This window comes from Psychrobacter okhotskensis, from assembly GCF_013248965.1.
GTDB classification, from domain to species: Bacteria; Pseudomonadota; Gammaproteobacteria; order Pseudomonadales; family Moraxellaceae; genus Psychrobacter; species Psychrobacter okhotskensis.
Window position 1 is genome coordinate 83,210 of the sequence record NZ_JABRVQ010000003.1, and the last position, 22,546, is coordinate 105,755.

Below are 22,546 nucleotides of genomic sequence, written 5' to 3' on the forward strand. Positions count from 1 at the left end.
GGAAAATGACGGTACAATATTATTAGCCTATCAGCTAGGTAACCTATTCCCACTCAATCGTTGCAGGTGGCTTGCTCGACACATCATAAGCCACTTCTACATTATCAACAACTAGCCACACGCCCAATCAAACTCATTATTCAGCAAATCAATTTGCCCGTTACCACCGCCCATATTGGCATCGCCAAGCGTTTCTTCAAACTCAATATAAAAAGGGCTAAATTCTGGCATCGCTTGAATGGGATTGGCCGTACCACCAAAGTGATTTTTTGCATGAAACCTATCAAGATTTAATGAATCGCCTTTAGTAGAAAACATCGGAATATAAGCATTTTCATCGTCTTCATCTGGCCACTCATCAAGCATTTTTCCGACATTAGGATCATCTATTCGGACAACGTGCTGAATAAACTGAGCAGGTGCATCTTTGACAAAGCAAGTACTACTCCACTCTTCAATTTCATAGTCTGGATATATACCATTTTCTTTGTTAGGCAGTGTTGTCGTTTCACCTTCAAACTCCTCCTTGGTTAGCCAAATCAATGCCCAGCCACCACCAATCATATCTTCAAGATAGATTTCTTGAGGGTGACGATGGTTAGCATAGCGACTCAGTGATGTCCAAAAATTCTCAGCGTCTGTATGATTCACCTCAGTGAGGTTAGCAATCATATCTTCAACACCGTCTACCCTATCTTCAACATGATCATCCGCTTGAAAAAGCGATATTGCCACGAGATCTTTCCCTTTTACGCGATACGCTTCAGGCACTAATATCGTCCATAAGTGCGCCATCGGTAGACCGTTAATCCTGCTTCGCGGCCATTGATCCGTGGTGATGCCGACTGGGCGACCAAAAGCCCAACCTTGCCCATGATCTTTATCCGTTAGCTCCAAATCATATGCTTGTTTTAATGAGTTCATCATTGATTATCCACCTTTTCAATTTGACACTATCTTTATTTATCAGTCAAGCTAGCTACACCAACCAAAACCAATCAGGGGCAAACAAATAGGACATACCCATAGATAGCAATACTGATAATATGCTACCCACGATGGCGCCAACCCATGATGTACCACCTTTTTCCGCTAATGCTTGTTTAAGCGTAGCTGGATCTGCTGTGCTACTCATGGCTGTTTTAATATTTTTAACGCTATGACTGAAGTAAAAATAATTACCTAACATACCCGTCAATACTGCCCATGCGACAAAAAAGCTGGTTTGACCTATAGAGCTATACGCCTCCATACCGAGCAGATGCATTAAGACTAAATCAACTGCATTAATGCCAAGTACAATAAAAAAAGCGACTAGATACATTTTACGATAGCACAACCAAGACGTTCCCAGGAGAAGTCCGGCAATATTAAAACTGTGAATGCTCGAACCATCGTTATTAACTTCTAGGCGTGGCTCACTATCTTTAAACCATTTATTACGGTAGAAATCATCATACTTTTCACCAACAAAAGCTGCCAGTAAAGTATCAGCTGTCTGAGAGTCAGATGATGGTGTGTTTTGCATGCTTTGCGCATCTTTAGAAATATTGACCGCTGTTAACGGTGGTGGTGTTTGTCCTTGAATGTCAGACAGATTGTGTCCACAGTTTGAACACAAAACCGCTTCATTTGAGTTTTCTTGACCACAGTTATTACAAAGCATCTTATCCCTTAGTTTTACTGAACGGTTTGTAGTTTTATCTCAACTTCAATGATAAATAAAACCGATTAAAGTCGACCATATTATAGACAATAAAGACAAATGTTCAATAAAAAAATATGGTATTCATAATCACCTGCGTATTTTAAGCAATAAAAAACACCCAACCAAGTTGAGTGTTTTTTTATTGACGATAAGCTGTATATCAATTCAAAAAATTTGAGTAGCGAGGAAAACGAGTGATAGCACTACATCAAGTAGGCTGAACGAGTTTGACGACGCTAATCAGATTTTTAGTTTGCTTTTATTAAGTGTTATTCCCACTCAATCGTAGCAGGCGGCTTGCTCGACACATCATAAGTCACACGTGACACATCAGCGATTTCGTTCATGATGCGGTTCGATACCGTCTCGATCAAATCATACGGCAGATGTGCAAAGCGCGCGGTCATAAAGTCTACCGTCTCAACTGCACGTAGCGCGATTACCCATGCATAGCGGCGGCCATCACCGACCACACCGACCGATTTGATGGGTTGGAATACCGCAAATGCTTGTGCTGTCTTATCGTACCAGCCTGATTTTTCTAGCTCTGCCATAAATATCGCATCGGCTTGACGCAAAATATCTGCATACTCTTTTTTCACTTCGCCAAGGATACGCACGCCCAAACCTGGACCAGGGAACGGATGACGATAGACCATTTTGGCTGGCAGACCCAAAGTAACACCCAGTTTGCGGACTTCATCTTTAAACAAATCACGTAACGGCTCAATCAGCTTAAATGCCAAATCATCTGGCAAACCGCCAACGTTATGATGGCTCTTAATCACGTGTGCTTTGCCTTGATGTGATTTAGCTGATTCGATGACGTCAGGATAAATCGTTCCCTGCGCCAAGAACTCAACGACTTTACCATCGCTCTGCTCGCTCACTTGACGGGCGCTCTCAGCAAATACGTCAATAAAGGTTTTGCCAATGATTTTGCGTTTCTTCTCTGGATCAGACTCGCCTGCTAGGGCGTTTAAGAATAAATCTTCTGCATCAACACGGATGACTTTAACGCCCATGTTTTCTGCAAAGATTTGCATCACTTGGTCGCCTTCGTTCAGACGCAGCAAGCCGTTGTCTACAAATACACAGGTAAGCTGATCGCCGATCGCTTTATGCAATAACGCTGCTACCACTGAGCTGTCCACGCCGCCCGATAGTCCGAGCAATACTTGCTTGTCACCGATTTGCTCTTTGAGCTGCGCAATACGCATATCAGCGATATTGTCTGGCGTCCACTCACCAGCACAATCGCAAATCTGATGGACAAAACGACCTAGCAGCGCTTGACCTTGTAGGGTGTGCGTCACCTCTGGGTGAAACTGTAGACCGTAGTATTGCTTGTCATCATTAGCCATAATCGCAATCGGGCAGCTTGGCGTATTGGCGATGATATCGAAACCTTGTGGCGCTTCAATCACTTTATCGCCATGACTCATCCAGACATTGAGCTGAGTAGTCGCCTCTTCCGTCGTCTTGTCCTCTATGCCATCGGTCAGCTGCGAATGACCATTGACGTTAATCGTCGCTGCGCCAAATTCATGGATATCACTGGCATGAACTTGCCCGCCAAAACGATCTGCCATCGCCTGCATACCGTAGCAAATGCCCAATACTGGCACGCCCAAGTCAAACACGGCATCGTTGATACGTGGGCTATTCTCTGCGTGTACGCTCTCAGGGCCGCCTGACAAGATAACGCCTTTGGCACCAAAATCAGTAATGCGCTGAGTGTCGATATCAAAGGGTAGCATCTCACAAAACACCCCAGAATCGCGCACACGGCGGGCGATAAGCTGGCTATATTGCGAGCCAAAATCGAGGATAAGAATGCGGTCTTGCTTGATAGTTGGTATTGTAGAAGTGGCAGCGGCAGTGGTCATAAATCGATGTCCATCAATAAATAAATTGGTGGCCTATTTTAACAAGTTTACGCCCTCTATTGGCTATTAGATGGTTAATTATTGACGATTTTTGCTAGTTATCAATAGCGATGACCCGTTATTAGCGAATATTGACGATTATTTGAATGTCAGAAGGCAAGCGTGGGAAAAAAAGAGACAGCAAGCTCAATAAATAGCTCTTAATAAATAGCTAGGTGGAGATGACATTTATATTCGAGTAAGTCCTAATAATAGGACTGTTTAACAAAAATGATAATTTTTTATTATACAAATGACGAGTACGTATAAACGTTTTGTTTATATTGTGATATGCTCAAATGATAAGCAGTTTAACGTTAGCACGGTAGATATATAGTCATTCGCAAATGATATCAATATATATTAATACAAAGCAATCGAGTACAAGCTATACATTAGTATGGTCAGCGAGGTTGACGTTGTAATGATTTGATAGTAGGTAGGTTATAGCATCGCTAGCTGTCGCTCACTATCTGCCGTTAAGCGATCATTATATTGGCTCTAATGATTAACACCAGATCTCAATCCAAACCTAAATAAAAGTGATAGTCGGTTCAGGATAATTTGGATACAGGGAAGACGAGTGAAGTGTCTACAGGATAGTAGACTGAGCGCGCCTGACCTCGCATCCGATTTATATAAAATGTGACTATATAATAAATCGAAAGGCTAAACTTCTATGAGCAAAATCAAATCCCTTATCCGCAAAAATGATAAAAGTATTCCTATTGCAATCACCTCTGATAGCAAAAATACCGACAATACCAGTCTCGATATGACTTCCAAATCAAATACACCCATCGAGCAAACGCGCTGGAATGGTTGGGGCAATGTCAGTATCAACAAAAAAGTCTCACCACACGGTGCGAAATTAATCAAATCACACATCGGTACAACCAATAAGCTAAAGTCTGTCAGCTTGCAGCAAGTGCTCAAAACCGTACCCAAATCACGACTCCCTGCTGAGCTTACCGATCTCAATATGGTATCGACCGATCAAGAGGTCAGACTCAGACATGCGCGTGGGCAAAGCTTTCCCGATTGGATCGCTATGCACGGTGGCGACTTTGAAGTCTTCCCTGACGGCGTGGCTTTCCCTGAATCGACTGATGATGTTGAGCAATTACTTAAATTAGCCCAAGAGCATGATCTTATCGTCATTCCTTTTGGTGGTGGTACTTCCGTCGTTGGTCATATCAATCCACAAAAGGGCTCACGTCCCGTACTGACCATCGCCATGAGCAAGATGGATCAGCTGATTGACTTGGATACCGAGAGCCAAATCGCGACTTTTGGTGCAGGCACACAAGGGCCAGCTGTTGAAGCGCAATTGGATGAGCACGGTTACCGTCTAGGACACTATCCGCAGTCATGGGAGCTATCAACCCTTGGCGGCTGGATTGCCGCGCGCTCTAGTGGTCAGCAGTCGTTGGGCTACGGGCGTATCGAGCAGATGTTTGCGGGTGGTACCTTAGTCACGCCACAAGGCGTACTAAATATCGCTGATATTCCCGCTTCATCCGCAGGGCCTGATTTGCGTGAGATGATGATGGGCACCGAAGGTCGCGCCGGCATCTTTACGACAGTAAAAATGCGCGTACAGTCACAACCGGAACAAGAGCTATTTAAAGTTGCCTTTTTACCCAATTGGGCAGCAGGTAAAGCCGTACTAAAACAAGCGGTGCAGAGCAATGTTCGTCTGTCTATGCTACGTCTCAGTAATGCAGTCGAGACCGATGCACACTTACATCTGGGCACTACGCCGAGTCAATTCTTGGCTATTAGCACTTATCTAAAAGCGCGCGGGCTTAGCTCAGATAAAGTCATGCTGACTTACGGCGTCTCAGGCGATAAAGCGCAGAATAAACTCGCGCTGACCCAGTTCAATAAATTATTAAAGCAGCACGGCAGTGTCACGGGTAAGCTGACCGATATCATGGGCAATATCTGGGCACACGGGCGTTTTAAGTTTCCTTATCTTCGTGGCACTCTGTGGGAAAAAGGCATCATGGTCGATACCTTTGAGACCGCGACCAACTGGATTAATATCGATGAGCAAATGGCACAGATGCAGGATGCGGTGAAAACTTCGCTAGCAGATGAAGGCGAAGACGTCATGGCGTTTACTCATATCTCGCACGTTTATAAACAAGGTGCCAGTCTTTATACGACTTACTTTTTTAGAGCGGCAAAAGATCATGCTGCTACCTTAAAACGCTGGCAAAAAATTAAAAAGGCGGCCAGTTTAAGTTTGGCCAATGGTACAGCGACAATATCGCATCAGCATGGTGTTGGCCGTGATCACGCGCCTTATCTCGTTGCCGAAAAAGGCGAGCTTGGTCTGCAAGTCACCAGCGATATGATCAAAAGCTTAGATCCTGAGCAGCGTATGAATCCGGGTGTGTTGCTCGAAGAGTGATTGCTTAAAAAGAGGAATGATAAGTGCTATAGCAATATTTTTTACGCAGCCTCTGTCTGGCGCAGCGCGCAAGAAAAAATATTGCTGTCGCACACCGTAATCATGACGCTTTTTTGTTTAAAACTGCCTATGTCATATCAATGGATAACTAAGATGAATCACCTATGAACCAAACTAAACAACGTGAGCAAGCCCTAGCGCCCTTATCTCAAACGCAGCCTTGGGATATGCTCATTATTGGCGGCGGTATTACTGGTGCTGGGATTGCCCGCGAAGCAGCGCGGCGCGGCTTAGCGGTGTTGTTAATTGAGCAAAAAGACTTTGCTTGGGGCACGTCCAGCCGCTCTAGTAAAATGGTACATGGTGGGCTGCGCTATATTGCCTCAGGCGATTATAAAACGACTTTGCTTAGCGTGCGTGAACGTGAGCGCATGCTGAGTGAGGCTGGCGGTTTGGTCAACGAGATGCATTTCGTCATGCCGCATTATAAAGGCAAGTTCCCACCGCCATGGATATTTAATACTTTGCTTCGTGTCTACGATAGGCTCGCAGGCAAGCGCTATTTTACCTACTTTAAAAAGGACGCTTTTTTGCGTCTGAATCCTCATATCAAGCAAAATAATTTTTTGGGGGCTAGCCAGTTTAGCGATGCGGTCACCGATGATTCGCGCTTAGTTATGCGCGTTTTAGACGAAGCAATCAATGACGGTGCGCAGGCGATTAATTATCTCAAAGCTGAATCGTTAATCACCAATGAGCAGGGCTTGGTGGTGGGTGCAACTTTAAAAGACACTGCTTCTAAAGATAGCGATCAGACTTACGATGTTCATGCCAAAGTGGTGGTCAGTGCGACGGGCGCTTGGGCAGACAGCTTACGGATGCAAGCCAGTAAGCAAACGGAGCAAACCTTTAATAAGCAGATCCGTCCCTCACGCGGCAGTCATTTGGTAGTCAGTCAAGAGCGCTTGCCTATTCATCAGGCCTATACTTTTTTACACCCTGTCGATAAAAGAGCGGTGTTCGTCTTTCCGTGGGAAAACCGCACCGTCCTTGGCACCACCGATTTGGATCATCCACCATTAGGCGATGAAGAGGTCGGTATTACTAGCGAAGAGGTCGATTACCTACTAGCGGCGACCAATGCGCTGTTTGATGATGCCGATCTCAATCGAGAGGATGTCATCAGCACGTGGGCGGGCGTGCGTCCACTGATTTCAGAAGGTGGCGACGGTAAGCGCGTCAGTCCGAGCAAAGAAAAGCGCGATCATAGCGTGTGGCTAGATAATAATTTAGTGACCGTCAGCGGTGGTAAGCTCACGACCTTTCGCCTCATTGCGCTTGATGTCCTTAAAAAGTGTCAAGAAGTGCTCGCCCTTGATGAATCAGTTGTTCAAAACAACAACCTAGACAGCGACCAAGTCTTTAGCAATCAAATCCCAACCAACCCCAAATTCGCCACTTTACCAAAATCTCTACAACAGCGCTTACAAGGGTTTTACGGTCTACAGCTCGATAGGTTGCTTGAACTTGCCCATGACGACGATTTGGCTTATGTCACCGACAGCAATACCATTTGGGCGGAGATTCGTTTTGCTGCACGCTATGAGCAAGTCATTCATTTGGATGACCTACTACTGCGTCGTACGCGCTTAGGGTTGATACTGCCGCATGGTGCGATGACGCCATTAATCAGTGCCAGACTGAAGCAAATTTGTCAGCAAGAGCTTGGCTGGGATGAGCAAAAGTGGCAGCAAGAAGTCGCTCGCTATCAAGACTTATGGCAGCATTATTATCATCTGCCTGCGGCTTAATGTTTTTTATCACCACATAGTTAAGGACGACTATGACCACCCTTGATGACCCTATTTATTTCTTAGCCATTGATAATGGTACCCAAAGCGTCAGAGCGCTTATCTTTGATCAATTTGGCACTGAGATTGCTAAAGCGCGCGTGCCTATCGAGCCGTATTTCTCCGAGCAGCCCAATTATGCCGAGCAGCACGCCGACTACTATTGGCAAAAGCTGTCTGAGGCCTGCCAGCAACTCTGGCAAACGTCTGACATTACTCCTGAGCAAATCGCCGGTGTCAGTCTCGCCACTCAGCGTTATACGATGATTTGTTTGGATAAAGACAAACAGCCGCTACGCCCTGCTATTGTATGGATGGATTTGCGCCGCGCTGAAACCAATGATATTGGTTACTTAAATCCGCTAACCAAAATCATCGGCATGGGCGAGCTGGTGCAAGAAGCGCAGCAAAAAGCGCGCTGTAATTGGCTCGCGCAAAACGAGCCTGAAATCTGGAAAAAGACTGCGCACTATGTCAATCTCTCCGCCTACCTCACCTATCAACTCACAGGCGAACTCGCTGATTCGACAGGCCATTCGGTTGGCTACTTGCCTTATGACTTCAAAGCGCAAGCATGGCTAAAACCTAAAGATTTAAAGTGGCGCTTATTCAGCTGTCGACCAGAGCAAATGCCCAAAATTATTCCGCCGGGGCGAAAGCTCGGTCAAATTAGCGCGGCAGCAGCCAAAGCTACGGGTATCTTAAAAGGCACACCGATGATTGCCGCCGCCAGTGACAAAGCTTGCGAAGCCCTAGGCGCAGCGGGACTTGCCGCCGACACCGCGTGTCTTAGCTTTGGCACTACCGCCACTATCAATACCATCTCCCCCGATTACGTCGAAATCCTCAAACACATGCCCGCCTACACCGCCGCCGCCCCGCACTACTACAACCACGAGTACATGATTTATCGCGGCTTTTGGATGGTCAGCTGGTTTAAAGAACAATTCGCTCACTACGAGCAGCAACTTGCCAAAACCCAAGGTATCGACACCGAAAAACTCCTCGATGCCGCCGTCAAAGACATTCCAGCCGGCTGTATGGGACTCATGATGCAGCCGTATTGGTCACCCGGTGTCCGTCATCCGGGGCTTGAAGGCAAAGGCGCACTTATCGGTTTTGGTGATGTGCATACACGCGCGCATATTTATCGCGCCATCTTAGAAGGGCTGGCTTACGAGCTTAAACTTGGCTTTGATACCATCGAAAAACGTACCGGCAAACCCATCAAACACCTGCGCGTCTCAGGCGGCGGCTCCCAAAGTGACGCCGCCATGCAGCTCACCGCCGACATCTTTGCCATGCCCGCCTACCGCCCGCACACTTTTGAAGCTACTGGCCTCGGCGCTGCCATCAACTGCGCGGTGGGTCTCGGCGTCTATCCTGACCACGCTACAGCCAGCGAAGCCATGACCCATTTAGGCGACGAATTCGTCCCGATTGAAGCCAACGTACAACTCTATAAGCGTCTGTATAACGAGGTCTATCTGAAGATGTACGAGCGCCTAAAACCCTTATACCAAAGCATTCAAGACATCACAGGATATCCTGCCAAGTGAAGCAAGCTTCTAGTCAATCACCATAAAAATGACGGTGTTAACCTCGCTTGAACTAGCATCTATACATCGTCACTCTGTGGCTACAGATATCTTCTCTAAATTGAATCCACTGTAGCTATTATAGACTTAGGCGCAACATAAGAATAATGGAGATAGACGATGACTAAGCCACTGCAAGAGCCACTACAAGAAACAGCTAAAAGTATCCGAGATTACATCCTAACCAAGTCTGCTATTGACCATACTTCTGAAACCAAACATGTCCATCAATTCAATAAGGATGCTATTCGGTATACAGTCTCATTGAGTGACATCGTTGGTTTGACTAAATTTGGCTTACATCTCGTACGTGTTGAGCCGGGTGATGAGACCACGCAGCATCACTATCATGAAGAGTCTGATGAGTTTATTTATGTGCTATCGGGCACACTTTCGCTACGTTATGGTGATGAGCATTATCAATTAAATACTGGTGATTTTGTGGGTTTTCCAGCGCATGGCGCAGCACATTCTATGCGTAATGATAGCGATACAGACGCCGTTTACCTCATGGGCGGCAGCAGACCGGCAATTGATATTTGCAATTATCCAGACATCAAGCGCAGAATGTATACTATTCATGGCAAAAAGGAATTTGTAGACTTAGCAGATCTAGGAGAGGTATAAAATATAACGCCACATATAAAGAGAAAAGATAATGGGTAACCCCAACAATATGCCAAATAGCCAAAAACCTGATAAAAGCATGAGCAAATCTTCAAAAGAATATCTACCAGATTATGTCAAAGCACGCTCAAAGCATCATAAGCCGCCACATTTAGGCACCTTTGATGTGGGGATGTCCATTCCGCAATGGCGACCGGATCACGTACCCGATACCCGTATCGACAAATTCACTTTTGGTATGGTGCTCGCCATCCTTTTTAGTATTGCTATACCTTTGATACTTTTCCCCGAGCAAGGTAAAGCTTGGGTTGGCATAGCGCGTAGCTTTGTCGGGGACAACTTTGGCTTTGCTTACTTAGCCTTTGGCGTGCTTGCCATGTTATTCGTTATTTACATCGTATTTTCTGATATTGGTAAGATCAAGCTGGGCCGTCCAGAAGAAACCGCTGAGTTCTCCGATGCTTCTTGGGCATCGATGTTGTTTTGCGGCGGCATTGGTGCCAGTATTCTCTACTGGGGTTTGATTGAATGGGCCTACTATTATCAAAGCCCTCCTTTCAATATAGCAGGCGGCTCACCCGATGCTATCCGCTGGGCGACCACTTACGGCATCTTTCACTGGGGGCCTGTCGCTTGGGCTATCTACTTAGTACCTGCGGTGCCTATTGCTTACTTTTATTATGTGCGCCAGACACCGGTACTCAAGGTCAGTCAAACCCTCATGCCATTATTAGGTGAAAAACTGGCTAGCAGCAATTGGGCCAAAATGCTCGATGTGTTGTTTGTCTTTGGCATGGTTGGCGGTGGCGCGACGACGTTAGGTCTTGCCTCTCCGCTTATCAACGAGGGTTTATACAATCTCTTTGGTTTACCGCGTAACATCACCATGCAGATTGTAGTGCTGTTAATTACCACCATGATTTTCGCTTATAGTGCCTATCAGGGGCTAAAAGGTGGGATTCAAAAACTCTCCAATATCAATTTTTATTTGGCCGTCGTTTTCTTATTATTTATTCTGATTGTCGGGCCGACTGTCTTTATTTTAAATACGGGCTTAGAAGCTATCGGGCGCTCTATCACCGAAATGCCGCGCATGATGACCTATATAGAACCCTTTAAAGATTTCCAAGAGTTCGGTTTTAAACACACGACCTTCCCGCAAGATTGGACGATTTTCTATTGGGCGTGGTGGTTGGTGTTTGCGCCGACGATTGGCCTGTTTATTGCCAAAATCTCTAGAGGACGTACGATTCGTAATATGGTCATAGGTTCGATGTTCTATGGCTCGCTTGGCTGTGCGATGTTTATGATTATCTTAGGTAATTACGGTTTATATCTGCAATTGACGGGCGCCGTCGATGTGGTTGCCGTCCTAAATAATGAGTCGCCCACTGCCGCCATCTTTGCAATCTTAAATAGCCTACCGATGTCTTATTTAGTCATCGCGGTCTTCACCTTTTTAGCCACTATCTTTACCGCCACGACCTTTGACTCTATCTCTTATATCTTAGCGTCTGTCGTGCAAGTAGAAGTGGACGATGAGCCGCATCGTTGGAACCGCCTATTTTGGGCATTCACGTTGTGTTTATTACCCGCTATTTTGATGTTCTTAGGAGATCTGCAAACCTTGCAGACCGCCTCTATTATCGCTGGCGCGCCGCTCATTATCATTCTATCGATGATGATGGTTTCGGTCATTAAAGCCGCGCGTTATGATCTCGCTTATCAGCCTGATTATGGTCTAAAAACCATTCATATCGAAGAGCTGCCTGATAATGCACCGTGGGAAGAAGGCGAAACGTCAGAAGCGCTTGAAGGCTCTATATTGGCACAGCAAGATGAATGGGAGCAAATGCGCGAGGATACTGAAAATGCTGAAAACAATGGAAATGATAAGTAGCTAATCTAAAGTGACTGTATTTAAGCTTTTTCTAAAATATCAAATTAAAAAGTATCAAATTAAAAGGCTGGGCTACGTTGGTAGCCCAGCCTTTTTTATTATTCATCCGTTATAGCCCAAATCTTGCAACAGCTTTATGAGTCCTTAACGACATCACCAAAAGCCGCATAAACCCGATTCAATCCCTCACGAAGTAGCGCCTCAGGACAAGCCACATTAAGACGCATTTTTAGATGTCCCTCGCGACCGTATTTAATACCCGAGTTTAGCTCAACTTTCGCTTCTCGCAATTTGTCATAAAGCGTCTGATTGTCCTCACCGTATGCCGAGCAATCGAGCCAAATCAAGTACGACGCTTCTGGGCGCATCACCTTGATATCAGGCAGATGCCCTGCTAAGAAGTCTAGCGTGATCTCGATATTTTTCTCAATATAAGTCAGTACCTGCTCTAGCCACTCTCCGCCCTCTTCATAAGCACTTTGCATCACCGTATAAGCAAATAAATTCAGCTCGTATTCATCATTTAAATTCTGCTGCTGACTGATTTTTTTCAGTAACGCTTCATCTTTAGCAAAGATCATCGAGCCTTTGATACCCGCTACATTAAAGGTTTTAGTCATGGAGGTTAAGCTGACCACTTTATGCGCGTATCCTTCGGCTTCTGCTAGCTTTAACAAAGGCGTAAACGTATAACCACTTAAGGTTAAATCTTGATGAATTTCATCACTGACAATCGCTACATTGTGCTTTTTACATAGCGTAAGCAGCGCTTTAAGCTCCTCTCTCGTCCACACCCGCCCGCCCGGATTGTGCGGATTACAGAGTAGATAAAGCTTGACGTCATGCTCAATTATCTTAGCTTCGATATCGTCCAAATCCAGTTGATATTTACCGTCAATTTCCTTTAATGCCGACATCACTAGCGTGCGATTATTTTGCTTCACCTTAGTCATAAATGGGGTATAAATGGGATCATTGACCAGTACCGCATCGCCTACTTCGGTAAAGATGTGCATCATCAGCGCGAGGCTTGGCACGACACCCGGCGAGAACAAGATGTTTTCTTTATCTAGCTGTAAATTATAACGACTGCCATGCCAGTTAATAATCGCATCAAACAAGGTCGCAGTGGGTTTGGTATAGCCCAATATGCCATGCTGTGCGACTTGCTCAACCGCGTTTAAGATTGGCGCGGCAGCCTTAAAATCCATATCCGCGACCCATAGCGGAATCGTGTCATCAAAGTAATGCCATTTGACCGATCCCGTATCTCGTCTGTCGATTATTTCATCAAAGTTGTATAGCACTGACATTTTCCTAAAAGATAGTGGTCACTTATTATAAGTCTAGATAATAGCGTTGTCTTTACTGTTTAAATGATTAGGGCCTATCTTCAATCTGGACGAAAGCGCCTAAATGAGCTAAAAATGAGGACACGCCTTAGAAATCTAAGCTTTACTCAACCGTCATTATCTATCCATCGGCTTAAACGACCTTTGGAGGAGTAATACTAACAATAGTTGAATTGCCCTCCACCATTAGTGCTACATTTAAACTGCGAACTCTGAATGGTTTTCAGTTGTTTACGTCAGAATACGTTGATAGTGCGAGCGTTAAAATATACATCAACTCCAGCAAAACCAAACCAATTAGCCTTTTGGGCTTTTAAAAAGGATTTATCAATGAAAATGGACTTTTCACTACATTCAGCACTCAAAATGAGCGTGCTTACTCTCGCCGTTGCCGCGACCTCTGCATGTACAGCTATGACCACAGGCGCTGAGGCTCAACCTGTTACTGCAAACGCTCAAATGATGGCAAACGCTAACTCTACTGCCATTACTTTAGGCAATAGTGCTATGTCTAGCGGCACTAACGACACGGTTGCTATCGGTAATATGGCCAATGCAGGTCTGAACTCAGCAACCGCTGTCGGTGGTCAAGCCAATGCCGCAGGCCTAGGCTCAACCTCTATCGGTTGGCAATCCAAAGCCACTGCCGAACGCGCGCAAGCCTTTGGTCACTTAGCCAATGCTAGCGGTGTTCGCTCTACCGCAGTCGGTGAAGCCGCCATGGCTGGTGGCACTAACGACACCGTCGCCGTCGGTAACAAAGCCAATGCAGGTCTAAACTCCGCAACCGCCGTTGGTGGTGAAGCCAACGCCGCAGGTCTTGGCTCAACCTCTATCGGTTGGCAATCCAAAGCCACCGCCGAACGCGCGCAAGCGTTTGGTCATATCGCCAATGCTAGTGGCGTACGCTCTACCGCAGTTGGTGAAGCGGCAGCCGCACAAGGTGCAAACTCGGTCGCGCTAGGCAATAAATCTATGGCAGGCGGCATGAACAGCATCGCTATCGGTAACGGAGCAATGGCAGCCAAAACCAACCAAGTGGTCTTAGGTAATGCCGGACAAGTGCAGTCCAGTACCGCAGCACAGTCAGGTACGGTCAGAATCGTCACTATCGATGACAATGGTACGTTAGGTACTATGATGGTTGATTACTACCAAAAAGCTCGCTAATCGGTTAGTTGCTGATATGAGCTAAGCGATAAACTAACAATCCTAGACAAAACTATAAGACCTCGCCACGGCGGGGTTTTTATTGTTTAGGTTAAAAGTGTTAGAAAGCTCTTAGAATATGGTTAGCGCGGCTTAACACGCCGAATAGATTGGGAATTATCTAGAAATTGAAGGTAGTCTTAATCAGGATAATGGGTTGGAGCTAATCCTGCCATCCGCTATTATCTGCTTAGCCAATGGCGTGCGGACTAAAGTCGCTGGTAGCGTTGCTGTTGCCTCGACATCACTCCCAGCCACAATCCGCATCGCCATTGTTTTCAGCAGGATAGCCGCTACTGTCAGGGCTAAAACGCGTCTTAAGTCAGCTATTTTTTGTTTGCAAAGTTTAACTTATAGCAAGTGAATCATCATCACTTTGTTCAAATGACAACGCTTCAATAGCCCTAATCAACTTCGCTTCATTCTCAGTAATAGCTGTTTTAAACGCCTGATAACTGGCGACCTGTTGCGGAATCGCCAGCTTAAACTTATGAATACTACCACCGAAGCCATTTAAGACACCCATATTCAAAGCTAAATTATCATCTACCGTAGGCGCAATATAGCCTCCTATATTAGCTCGATATAAAAACAGATAAGATAGGATTTGATTGAGGTCATCACGACTAATGTGATTGTCTTTCATGCGCTTATATTTCGCGTCCAAAATAATGCGGTTATCTTTCACAAAATCAGGATAACGGCGCACGTTATTACCCGAAAATTTCTGTGCATAAACCTTGATACCGCCTTTTCGATTATTATTAGTAGGATGTTTAAAGCCGATATCACGCAGAAGGGTATTTAAATATTCCTCCCATAGCCAAGCCCCATCAAACAAGATACCGTAGGCTTTATCATCATTTCTGGCGTATTTCAGACCATCATGACGGAGGATTTGTAGGCAGATTTTTTGCAGACCACTATATTCGGTGAAATAAGGATGGACGAAAGGTTTGCGGTTGGCATTAATGACAGTTTGCTGACCTCGCGCATGATAGGACGGCGTATGCTGGACAATCAGATTAACAAAATCTAGGGTCTCGCTATCGCTATGCAACACGTCTCGCAAGTTTGGTTTTTGCTTGATAAGCTCAATGGTATGACGAATCAGCTGAGTAAGCGGATTATCAAAGCTGTGCTCGCGTACACGGTAGGCAACGCTACCTCGAAAAGGCAGGTTTCGTTGCAAATGAGCTTTGATATCGATAGCACCTTTAAGATTGCTATCGTTATAAGTTTTCTTTTGATACTCTTTATACAAGCCTTGCGAGAGCGCTTTTTTTAGTAGATAAGGAAATAAATAGACCAAAAAATCAAAGACATTGGTTTGATTGCGACTATGCTTTAAATCAAATAAATTAAAGCACAGTACCTTTTGTAGCATATAGTGTAAAAAATAGTCCTCAATACTGGCTTCTTGATTATTCGTTACAGTACCAACGTCACTAACCTCATCGATAACACTCTGAGCAAAACGCGATTGGATTTTTAGTTGCGTATTCTGTACGCCAATAAAACCCATGACATTACCCGTTGTTAAAATTATCTTAGAATCACTAAGAGTTAGCTCAAAGATTGGCTCGCTAGCAATATCGTCTTCGTTGTCCTTAAGATAATCAGGAAATATTAGTAAATCAGGATTTGCTTTTACCAACTCGCTAATATTTTTATTAGCAATCAGACTTATATTATCCTTATAAACCTGATCCATTGCCGTCAGCTCTAAAGCTGTATTGTCAGTCGTGACTATCATCATAACCAACCGAGTCATAGGTATTATCATAGGCACTTTTTAAACTAGCAAGCTGCTCATCGGCATCAGGATAGCCACGCAGATATTCAAACAGGAGCGACTGTAGATGGTACGTCCAGAGTTTATCGAAATCCCCATTATAATTAGCCAGTTTTAGGAAGTAAGCTGGACCGACATGGTAGGTATCGCTCAAGCCTTGAACAGATTCGATAGCACTATTTAAATTAATAAGCCGTTGCTTAGCTTCTTCTGCCCATTCATCTATTTGCCCTTCCCACATTGAAAGCCTATCTTCGGCTTTGATTTCTTTCCAAGCAAATCGGCGGCGCATTGCAAAATCAAATGATTCGACACTACGATCGATATCGTTCATGGTACCGATGATATAGACGTTGTCTGGAATATAAAAACCGTTCTTAAAAACATCTTCTTCGGTTTGCAGATTGGCGTATTGGGTAGTGACTCTGCCACTCTCGCCCCGATAGCCGGGGTCAATTGAGAAGAAAAGCTCGCCTAAGACTTTGGAGATTTCGGCACGGTTTATTTCATCTAAAATAAGAATGAATTTCTTGTTTCGATCATCAACTGAAGTAACCTTCAAATCGTATTTATTTTTTATATACTCTCCAATTGCGACAGTGTACGGTTTCCAGTCGAGTACTTCGTCAGTTTCAATATAGACCTTAAAGAACTCTTTTCTAACGGTCATTTGTGTTTGTCTATCTGTTTCAGGAGTAACCACACAGCTTTTTCTAGAGTTAATATCTACTTTGAAACGTTTTTTATGAAAAGGTGTTTCGAGCGTTAAACCATTCTCGACTACATCATCAATAAAAATTTCATAAACTTCCTCAAAATTACTAATATTTTGATTTCTTTCAGTTTTGAGTGCTTCTTTACAAAACTTCTTGAAGCTTCCATCTCTTAGCTCAAAGCTAACCTCACCTTCTTCATTTTGAATAGGTCTTAGACCTTCGACAAAATCAGTATAGTCATAGGACGGATGAAATTGAATGAGCTTGTGCTCTGCATCCCAAGCTTTAGCCAGCGCTTTTGCTAAGTAGGTTTTACCCGTTCCTGGTGCTCCTGTAAGTATAAGATTCTTATTGGCTAACAGTAGCTCGCTGATTTCTTGTAGCAAAGGATTGGTGATAGGTGGTTGAGCGTTTGAAGTACTTACTTGTTCATTCATAATTGACTTATTAGCAAGCTTAAAAACATTTTTATAAGCTTCAAACAAATCGCCTTTTAGATCATTGATGATACTGTAGTAATCAAGCAAAGACAGTTTCTGTTCATAATCTAACTCCATTATTCGACCGAATAAGTAATGCTCGTCTTTGACAGGGTTTTGAAAGCCGTATTCATCCGTGTTTAATGTAAAGCCTCTCTTAGCAAGCTTAGTAATCTCTTCACTGTCTCTCAAAGCTATAAAAGCATCCATAAACGGCTTGATATATTCTATTGGTGTTTTTTCTTCTTTAAATCTGACGTAAAGCGTATTAAATCCTAAACCGTAACCAATTTTATTGTCTGATAAGTAGATGTGGTATTGGACTTCGGTGCCCGCACCTTCGTTGATCGCCCACTCTCTGTCTTCGCTATCGTATTTGAACAATAACTTTGAGTTAGTAATTCTTTGATTACCTGTCAGCTCTTTTCTAGCGAAAAGAAAGTCCTTTTTCAGACCACTGACGTCTTGGTTTATAAGACCAACCAAGTGACCGATGCTGTCGATTTTTATAGCGCTAGCATTGATGTAATCTAGCTCTTGCATTGCTCCAACTAGCTCGTCGCGCAACTGCCATTCACCATTTTCACTACCTTTCATAGCAATTAGCCACAAACTTGATGTATCGACATTTTGCAACTTCGAAAATCTTTTCTTCACCTTCATATTAAATTGACTTATATAGCCACTTAGAGATTGCTTCGAGAGATTATATCGCTTTGCCAGATACTCAAAGTCAGCCTTGTATTCAGGCTCTGAGAAAAAAGTGATCAAGAAGAATTTATAGTTAAGAGACATAAAGTCTTCATCTAACAATACATGTAGCCACTCCTCCCTAGTAACTTGGGATGGACCCTTATAGTCATCATTCTTTATGATAATTTGTTGCACCGCGGTATCCTTCAAATGAAATTTTAATGATGGTTTCTTATGATCATACGAGAGGTAGACTAAAAACCCTAACGCCCCTTAAACTCCGCCTCACGTCTCTCAACCATCGCCATTGCGCCCTCTTTTGCGTCTTCTGAATGAAATAAATGCGGCAGATAGCTATGAATATTGGCGAGTGCTGCTTTTGCGCCATTGTGACTGGCATCTTGCGCAGAAGACAGCAACCCTTGTACCCCAAGCGGGGCAGCCTTGCAAATCTCTTTAGCGATAGTGCGTGCGCGCTCATACTCTTCACCATTGGCGACGACTTCGCTGACCAAATTCAGCCTATCAGCCGTTTGCGCATCGAATGCTTTACCAGTGAGTAGATACGGCATGGCTTTTTGCCAGCCTGCTGCCGCGACAAATCTTACCGTCGCCCCGCCAAACGGCATGATGCCGCGTTGCACTTCCATTTGTGCAAAGTTGCAGTTATCACTAGCGATGACCACATCACTATTTAGCATCAGCTCAATGCCTGCGGTAAAGCAAGTGCCTTGTATTGCCACGACCACAGGTTTGGTCCGCAGTTTGCCACCGATACCCCACGGATCGATTTTATTATCATTGAATTCAAACGCGCCTTTATCCCATTTATCTTGTAGCTCCATCAAATCAAGACCAGCGGTAAAGTGCTCGCCATGGGCGAAGATAAGCGCACAACGCAGATTAGCGTCATTTTCATACTTGGTAAGCGCCTCAGAGAGTTGCTTGATCATATGGCTATCAAAGGCGTTGCGCTTGTCCGCACGATTGAGTCCGATTAGGCAGATATGGCCGTCAGTTTCATAGGTAATGCGCTTGCCAATAGCGTCAGTATCGTTTTGCATGCTCATGGTTTTATCCTTTTTATATTTGTAGTTGTGGTAGGGTGCGGTTAGTTTTATCAAGTTTTCGTAGAGAATGAAGATAAAATGTAACCCACCATTTAAACCTTATAAAAGTATAAGACGGTGGGTTACACTGCGTTAACCACACCCTACGCCAAAATCGTCTTATTTCAGTGAATACTACTGACTTTCAATATAGACATACGCTCTTTGCAACGCAAGCATCGTTTTAGCGTTTCCATCAACAGCTGACCTCAATATCAGTTGACCTGATTTGCGATAAGTGCAACTATTATTCAACCTAAGACATGACTCAGAGCTTTTTATGGAATTTTGGCACGGTTTTTTGCTGATCACCAGCGTTCATCTACTCGCTGCTGCCTCTCCAGGGCCTGATTTTGTCTTGGTATCACAGCAGACATTGGCAAAAGGTCGGCGCACAGGTTTGATTTGTAGCCTTGGTATCACTTTTGGTTTAGCAATACATATTATCTATTCAGTGCTAGGACTGGCGACGGTCATCGCTCATTCGCAGCCATTATTGACCGCTATTAAATGGTTGGGCGGTAGTTACCTTATTTATCTAGGGTGGCAAGGCATTCAAGCCAAACCTAAAAAGCCGTCAGAGTTAGCAAATTCAGAAGAGCCAACAGATTCAGTCATTGATGTTTCACAAGCTGCGCCTACCGAGCAAGCAGCGCTGCCTTCTACCAAAAAACCTTCTATGAATAGCGACTCAACTTTCGCCATTCTACGTCGCGGCTTTTTTTGCAATGTATTTAACCCAAAAGCGCCCGTCTATTTTGTCGCCATATTTACCTTAGTATTGTCACCTAATATACCACTTTGGCAGCTTTCCATTTATGGCGTATGGATGATGGTCTTACAGATGGCATGGTTTAGCACCGTAGTGATGTTACTCTCCATTCCTGCGATACATCGTCGCTTTCAACGCTTTGAGCATTGGATTGACCGCATCTTAGGTACCGCGATGATCGTATTGGGATTAAACCTGATTTTACGTAGCCGATAAGACATTCGTTAGCCGCGAAATCTGCTAAAATGGTTGATTATATTCAAACATCAAAGCCCGATACTATGACCAGTAAGCCTATGAACCGTCGCCCGACCGCTAACAATCACAGAAACAGATCACCTGAGACTGCCAAAAAATTAGGCCAGCTGCATCCACGCAATCCGCACCAAGGCCGCTATGACTTTACGGTATTGACCCGCGCTTTGCCTGAGCTTGCCAAGCATACGATTACCAATCCTAATGGCGAGCCAACGATTAACTTCTCTGATCATCAAGCGGTAAGAGTGCTTAATCAGGCGCTATTGGCCCATTATTATGGCGTTAAATTTTGGGACATTCCTGAAGGTTATTTGTGTCCACCGATTCCGGGGCGTGCCGATTATATTCATTACATCGCTGACTTATTGGCGCAAACCACGCACATGAATGACGATAATACACCGCCGATGGGTAAAGAAATCCATGCCTTAGATATTGGTACTGGTGCCAGTGCTATTTACCCTATTATCGGCAGCCAAAGCTACGGTTGGCGCTTTACCGCGAGCGATATCGACCCTATTTCGGTCAATACCGCGGCATTGATTTGTGAAGCCAATCCAAAGCTAAAAGGCGCGGTGAAAGTAAAACTACAACCCAATCCGAAGAAGTTTTTTGCAGGTATCATCGGTCGTCAAGATTACTTTGATGTGGTCGTGTGCAACCCGCCATTCCATGCGTCACTAGAAGAAGCGATGGAATCCAATACCCGCAAGCAGCATAATTTGCAACGCCATCGTGGCAAGAATGAAAACGAGCAAGTAAGCCGACATTCAACGAAATCTGGCAATGCGGCACAAAACCTAAACTTCGGCGGTCAGCATAAAGAGCTATGGAGTGAAGGTGGCGAGATTACCTTTTTGACTAAGATGATAAAAGAGAGCCAAGATTTCGCTGAGCATGTTGGCTGGTTTACTAGCTTAGTCTCGAAGTCCGAAAACGTAAAACCTTTACAGCTATTGCTAAAGCAGCTTGATGTCACACAGATGCGCATTATTGAGATGAGCCAAGGACAGAAAAACACCCGTATATTGGCATGGCGTTTTAACACTGATGAAGAATAGTAGTTACTGTTTTTAATTCTTAAAGTTTCACGTGAAACAAAAAAGCACCGCTCTGGAACCCAGAGCGGTGCTTTTTATTGAGAAAATAAGTCAAAATGGAATATAGTTAAATACCTTAAAACGCGACGGTATTGCTGATTTATCGATATTACTTTTCACTCATTATAGGGCGTGTTGAACATTCGATCGTGGCACTGACAGAGACTATTTTTTAGGCGATTCAAAGATAAAAATAGTAAGTTTAGTCATTCTAAGCGTCTCTTGTTATCAAAAAATCAGCAAAAAATAGTCCTGTCCTTTTAGGCTGATGCTAAAATTGCCCCATACCGTGTTGCAATTCGAGCTAAGGTATCAACATAATCTTCGACTTGCGCCGTGTCTGGAACAATTTTAGCGATCAGCAGTGTTCATTTATGAATGTTCAACACGCCCTAGTTATTTAGCCAAAAAACATGATTTTTATACCAATTAAAATAAGCACCAAACCACCTAATGCTTCGGCTTTATCCTCTAACCATGTACCAGAGCGCCAGCCTAGATAAACACCGAATAGCCCAAATATAGCCGTTACTACAGCGATAATTAAACATGCTAACCATGCATTCAATGCCAATAAATTAAGGGTAAACCCTGCCGCCATCGCATCAATACTGGTGGCAATTGCGAGCGTAAACATAGTGCGATGATTGATACTGCCGTTTCCACTGCCTATGGCGGCAACGGTATCACCAGTCGTATCAATAGCACCAGCCTTTAGGTGAAGCGCACTGTCTACCGCATCCTCCCCATCACCAGTAAACACCTCATAAAGCATCTTGCCACCGAGACCGATCAGTATAATCCCACCGATCCAAGGTGCAGCAGCAGCCAACCAGCCTAAAAGTGCTGCGCCTAACAAATATCCAATCAATGGCATCACGCCCTGCGCAATACCAAAATATAACGCCGCATAAACAGCTAAACGTAACAAATACTGCTTGCTTTGTTTTTGCGACTTAGCACCCAGCCCAATCGCGACAGCAAATGCATCCATGGCTAAAGCGATAGCCAGCAACACAACTTCAATCATTTT

General features: G+C 44.4%; 16 protein-coding genes. 8 read left to right on the plus strand and 8 right to left on the minus strand.

Annotation, left to right across the window (positions count from 1 at the left end; translation table 11 throughout):
- Positions 1 to 111: 111 nt before the first annotated feature.
- The 3 genes from HQR03_RS02690 to guaA form a co-directional block, all read right to left on the minus strand.
- Positions 112 to 927 carry a hypothetical protein gene (locus tag HQR03_RS02690; protein ID WP_173239036.1) on the minus strand — a complete coding sequence of 272 codons (816 nt, stop codon included), beginning with the start codon at positions 925 to 927 and terminating at the stop codon, positions 112 to 114.
- Between the two features lie 52 nt (positions 928 to 979).
- Positions 980 to 1,666 carry a zinc ribbon domain-containing protein gene (locus tag HQR03_RS02695; RefSeq protein ID WP_173239101.1) on the minus strand — a complete coding sequence of 229 codons (687 nt, stop codon included), beginning with the start codon at positions 1,664 to 1,666 and terminating at the stop codon, positions 980 to 982.
- 311 nt (positions 1,667 to 1,977) lie between these two features.
- On the minus strand, positions 1,978 to 3,597 hold the full coding sequence (gene guaA, locus HQR03_RS02700) for a glutamine-hydrolyzing GMP synthase (protein ID WP_173239037.1): 1,620 nt from the start codon (positions 3,595 to 3,597) through the stop codon (positions 1,978 to 1,980).
- A 718-nt stretch (positions 3,598 to 4,315) separates the two neighbouring features.
- Between guaA and HQR03_RS02705 the strand changes: the two genes are divergently transcribed.
- From HQR03_RS02705 to HQR03_RS02725, 5 genes are all read left to right on the plus strand, one after another.
- Positions 4,316 to 6,055: an FAD-binding oxidoreductase gene (locus tag HQR03_RS02705; RefSeq protein ID WP_173239038.1), complete on the plus strand. Its 1,740-nt coding sequence runs from the start codon at positions 4,316 to 4,318 to the stop codon at positions 6,053 to 6,055.
- Between the two features lie 164 nt (positions 6,056 to 6,219).
- The gene (locus HQR03_RS02710; protein ID WP_173239039.1) at positions 6,220 to 7,866 is read left to right on the plus strand and encodes a glycerol-3-phosphate dehydrogenase/oxidase; all 1,647 of its coding nucleotides are present in this window, start codon (positions 6,220 to 6,222) and stop codon (positions 7,864 to 7,866) included.
- 32 nt (positions 7,867 to 7,898) lie between these two features.
- Positions 7,899 to 9,464 carry an FGGY-family carbohydrate kinase gene (locus HQR03_RS02715; protein ID WP_173239040.1) on the plus strand — a complete coding sequence of 522 codons (1,566 nt, stop codon included), beginning with the start codon at positions 7,899 to 7,901 and terminating at the stop codon, positions 9,462 to 9,464.
- 159 nt (positions 9,465 to 9,623) lie between these two features.
- The gene (locus tag HQR03_RS02720; RefSeq protein WP_173239041.1) at positions 9,624 to 10,130 is read left to right on the plus strand and encodes a cupin domain-containing protein; all 507 of its coding nucleotides are present in this window, start codon (positions 9,624 to 9,626) and stop codon (positions 10,128 to 10,130) included.
- A 31-nt stretch (positions 10,131 to 10,161) separates the two neighbouring features.
- A complete protein-coding gene (locus HQR03_RS02725) occupies positions 10,162 to 12,030 on the plus strand; it encodes a BCCT family transporter (RefSeq protein WP_244951958.1) in 1,869 nt (622 codons plus the stop codon).
- A gap of 134 nt (positions 12,031 to 12,164) precedes the next feature.
- On the opposite strand, the gene HQR03_RS02730 is transcribed toward HQR03_RS02725, so the two are convergent.
- On the minus strand, positions 12,165 to 13,343 hold the full coding sequence (locus HQR03_RS02730) for a MalY/PatB family protein (RefSeq protein ID WP_173239042.1): 1,179 nt from the start codon (positions 13,341 to 13,343) through the stop codon (positions 12,165 to 12,167).
- Between the two features lie 369 nt (positions 13,344 to 13,712).
- Between HQR03_RS02730 and HQR03_RS02735 the strand changes: the two genes are divergently transcribed.
- Positions 13,713 to 14,552: a hypothetical protein gene (locus tag HQR03_RS02735; protein WP_173239043.1), complete on the plus strand. Its 840-nt coding sequence runs from the start codon at positions 13,713 to 13,715 to the stop codon at positions 14,550 to 14,552.
- A 385-nt stretch (positions 14,553 to 14,937) separates the two neighbouring features.
- On the opposite strand, the gene HQR03_RS02740 is transcribed toward HQR03_RS02735, so the two are convergent.
- The 3 genes from HQR03_RS02740 to HQR03_RS02750 all read right to left on the minus strand — a co-directional run bounded on the left by HQR03_RS02740 (position 14,938) and on the right by HQR03_RS02750 (position 19,344).
- Positions 14,938 to 16,365 (minus strand): McrC family protein, encoded by a 1,428-nt coding sequence (locus HQR03_RS02740; RefSeq protein WP_173239044.1) that lies wholly within the window; start codon positions 16,363 to 16,365, stop codon positions 14,938 to 14,940.
- Positions 16,331 to 18,469 carry an McrB family protein gene (locus HQR03_RS14330; RefSeq protein WP_217271526.1) on the minus strand — a complete coding sequence of 713 codons (2,139 nt, stop codon included), beginning with the start codon at positions 18,467 to 18,469 and terminating at the stop codon, positions 16,331 to 16,333. Before HQR03_RS14330 ends, HQR03_RS02740 begins: the two co-directional genes overlap by 35 nt.
- A 68-nt stretch (positions 18,470 to 18,537) precedes the next feature.
- Complete coding sequence (locus tag HQR03_RS02750; protein WP_244951959.1) at positions 18,538 to 19,344, minus strand: crotonase/enoyl-CoA hydratase family protein; 807 nt, start codon at positions 19,342 to 19,344, stop codon at positions 18,538 to 18,540.
- Positions 19,345 to 19,663: 319 nt separating this feature from the next.
- Here HQR03_RS02750 and HQR03_RS02755 point away from each other — a divergent pair, with 319 nt between their 5' ends.
- Positions 19,664 to 20,371, plus strand: coding sequence for a LysE family translocator (locus HQR03_RS02755; protein WP_173239045.1), 708 nt, complete (start codon positions 19,664 to 19,666; stop codon positions 20,369 to 20,371).
- A 65-nt stretch (positions 20,372 to 20,436) separates the two neighbouring features.
- The gene (gene rlmF, locus HQR03_RS02760) at positions 20,437 to 21,474 is read left to right on the plus strand and encodes a 23S rRNA (adenine(1618)-N(6))-methyltransferase RlmF (RefSeq protein WP_173239046.1); all 1,038 of its coding nucleotides are present in this window, start codon (positions 20,437 to 20,439) and stop codon (positions 21,472 to 21,474) included.
- A 439-nt stretch (positions 21,475 to 21,913) separates the two neighbouring features.
- Here the strand turns inward: rlmF and HQR03_RS02765 are convergent, their stop codons facing one another.
- Positions 21,914 to 22,543 carry a manganese efflux pump MntP gene (locus HQR03_RS02765; protein ID WP_025651999.1) on the minus strand — a complete coding sequence of 210 codons (630 nt, stop codon included), beginning with the start codon at positions 22,541 to 22,543 and terminating at the stop codon, positions 21,914 to 21,916.
- Between the last annotated feature and the right edge of the window lie 3 nt (positions 22,544 to 22,546).

What these genes read in the sequence shown, in the direction of transcription:
- HQR03_RS02690 (WP_173239036.1), bottom strand. Translation starts at nt 927, where the DNA reads ATGATGAACTCATTAAAACAAGCATATGATTTGGAGCTAACGGATAAA.
- HQR03_RS02695 (WP_173239101.1), bottom strand. Translation starts at nt 1,666, where the DNA reads ATGCTTTGTAATAACTGTGGTCAAGAAAACTCAAATGAAGCGGTTTTG.
- guaA (WP_173239037.1), bottom strand. Translation starts at nt 3,597, where the DNA reads ATGACCACTGCCGCTGCCACTTCTACAATACCAACTATCAAGCAAGAC.
- HQR03_RS02705 (WP_173239038.1), top strand. Translation starts at nt 4,316, where the DNA reads ATGAGCAAAATCAAATCCCTTATCCGCAAAAATGATAAAAGTATTCCT.
- HQR03_RS02710 (WP_173239039.1), top strand. Translation starts at nt 6,220, where the DNA reads ATGAACCAAACTAAACAACGTGAGCAAGCCCTAGCGCCCTTATCTCAA.
- HQR03_RS02715 (WP_173239040.1), top strand. Translation starts at nt 7,899, where the DNA reads ATGACCACCCTTGATGACCCTATTTATTTCTTAGCCATTGATAATGGT.
- HQR03_RS02720 (WP_173239041.1), top strand. Translation starts at nt 9,624, where the DNA reads ATGACTAAGCCACTGCAAGAGCCACTACAAGAAACAGCTAAAAGTATC.
- HQR03_RS02725 (WP_244951958.1), top strand. Translation starts at nt 10,162, where the DNA reads ATGGGTAACCCCAACAATATGCCAAATAGCCAAAAACCTGATAAAAGC.
- HQR03_RS02730 (WP_173239042.1), bottom strand. Translation starts at nt 13,343, where the DNA reads ATGTCAGTGCTATACAACTTTGATGAAATAATCGACAGACGAGATACG.
- HQR03_RS02735 (WP_173239043.1), top strand. Translation starts at nt 13,713, where the DNA reads ATGAAAATGGACTTTTCACTACATTCAGCACTCAAAATGAGCGTGCTT.
- HQR03_RS02740 (WP_173239044.1), bottom strand. Translation starts at nt 16,365, where the DNA reads ATGACTCGGTTGGTTATGATGATAGTCACGACTGACAATACAGCTTTA.
- HQR03_RS02750 (WP_244951959.1), bottom strand. Translation starts at nt 19,344, where the DNA reads ATGAGCATGCAAAACGATACTGACGCTATTGGCAAGCGCATTACCTAT.
- HQR03_RS02755 (WP_173239045.1), top strand. Translation starts at nt 19,664, where the DNA reads ATGGAATTTTGGCACGGTTTTTTGCTGATCACCAGCGTTCATCTACTC.
- rlmF (WP_173239046.1), top strand. Translation starts at nt 20,437, where the DNA reads ATGACCAGTAAGCCTATGAACCGTCGCCCGACCGCTAACAATCACAGA.
- HQR03_RS02765 (WP_025651999.1), bottom strand. Translation starts at nt 22,543, where the DNA reads ATGATTGAAGTTGTGTTGCTGGCTATCGCTTTAGCCATGGATGCATTT.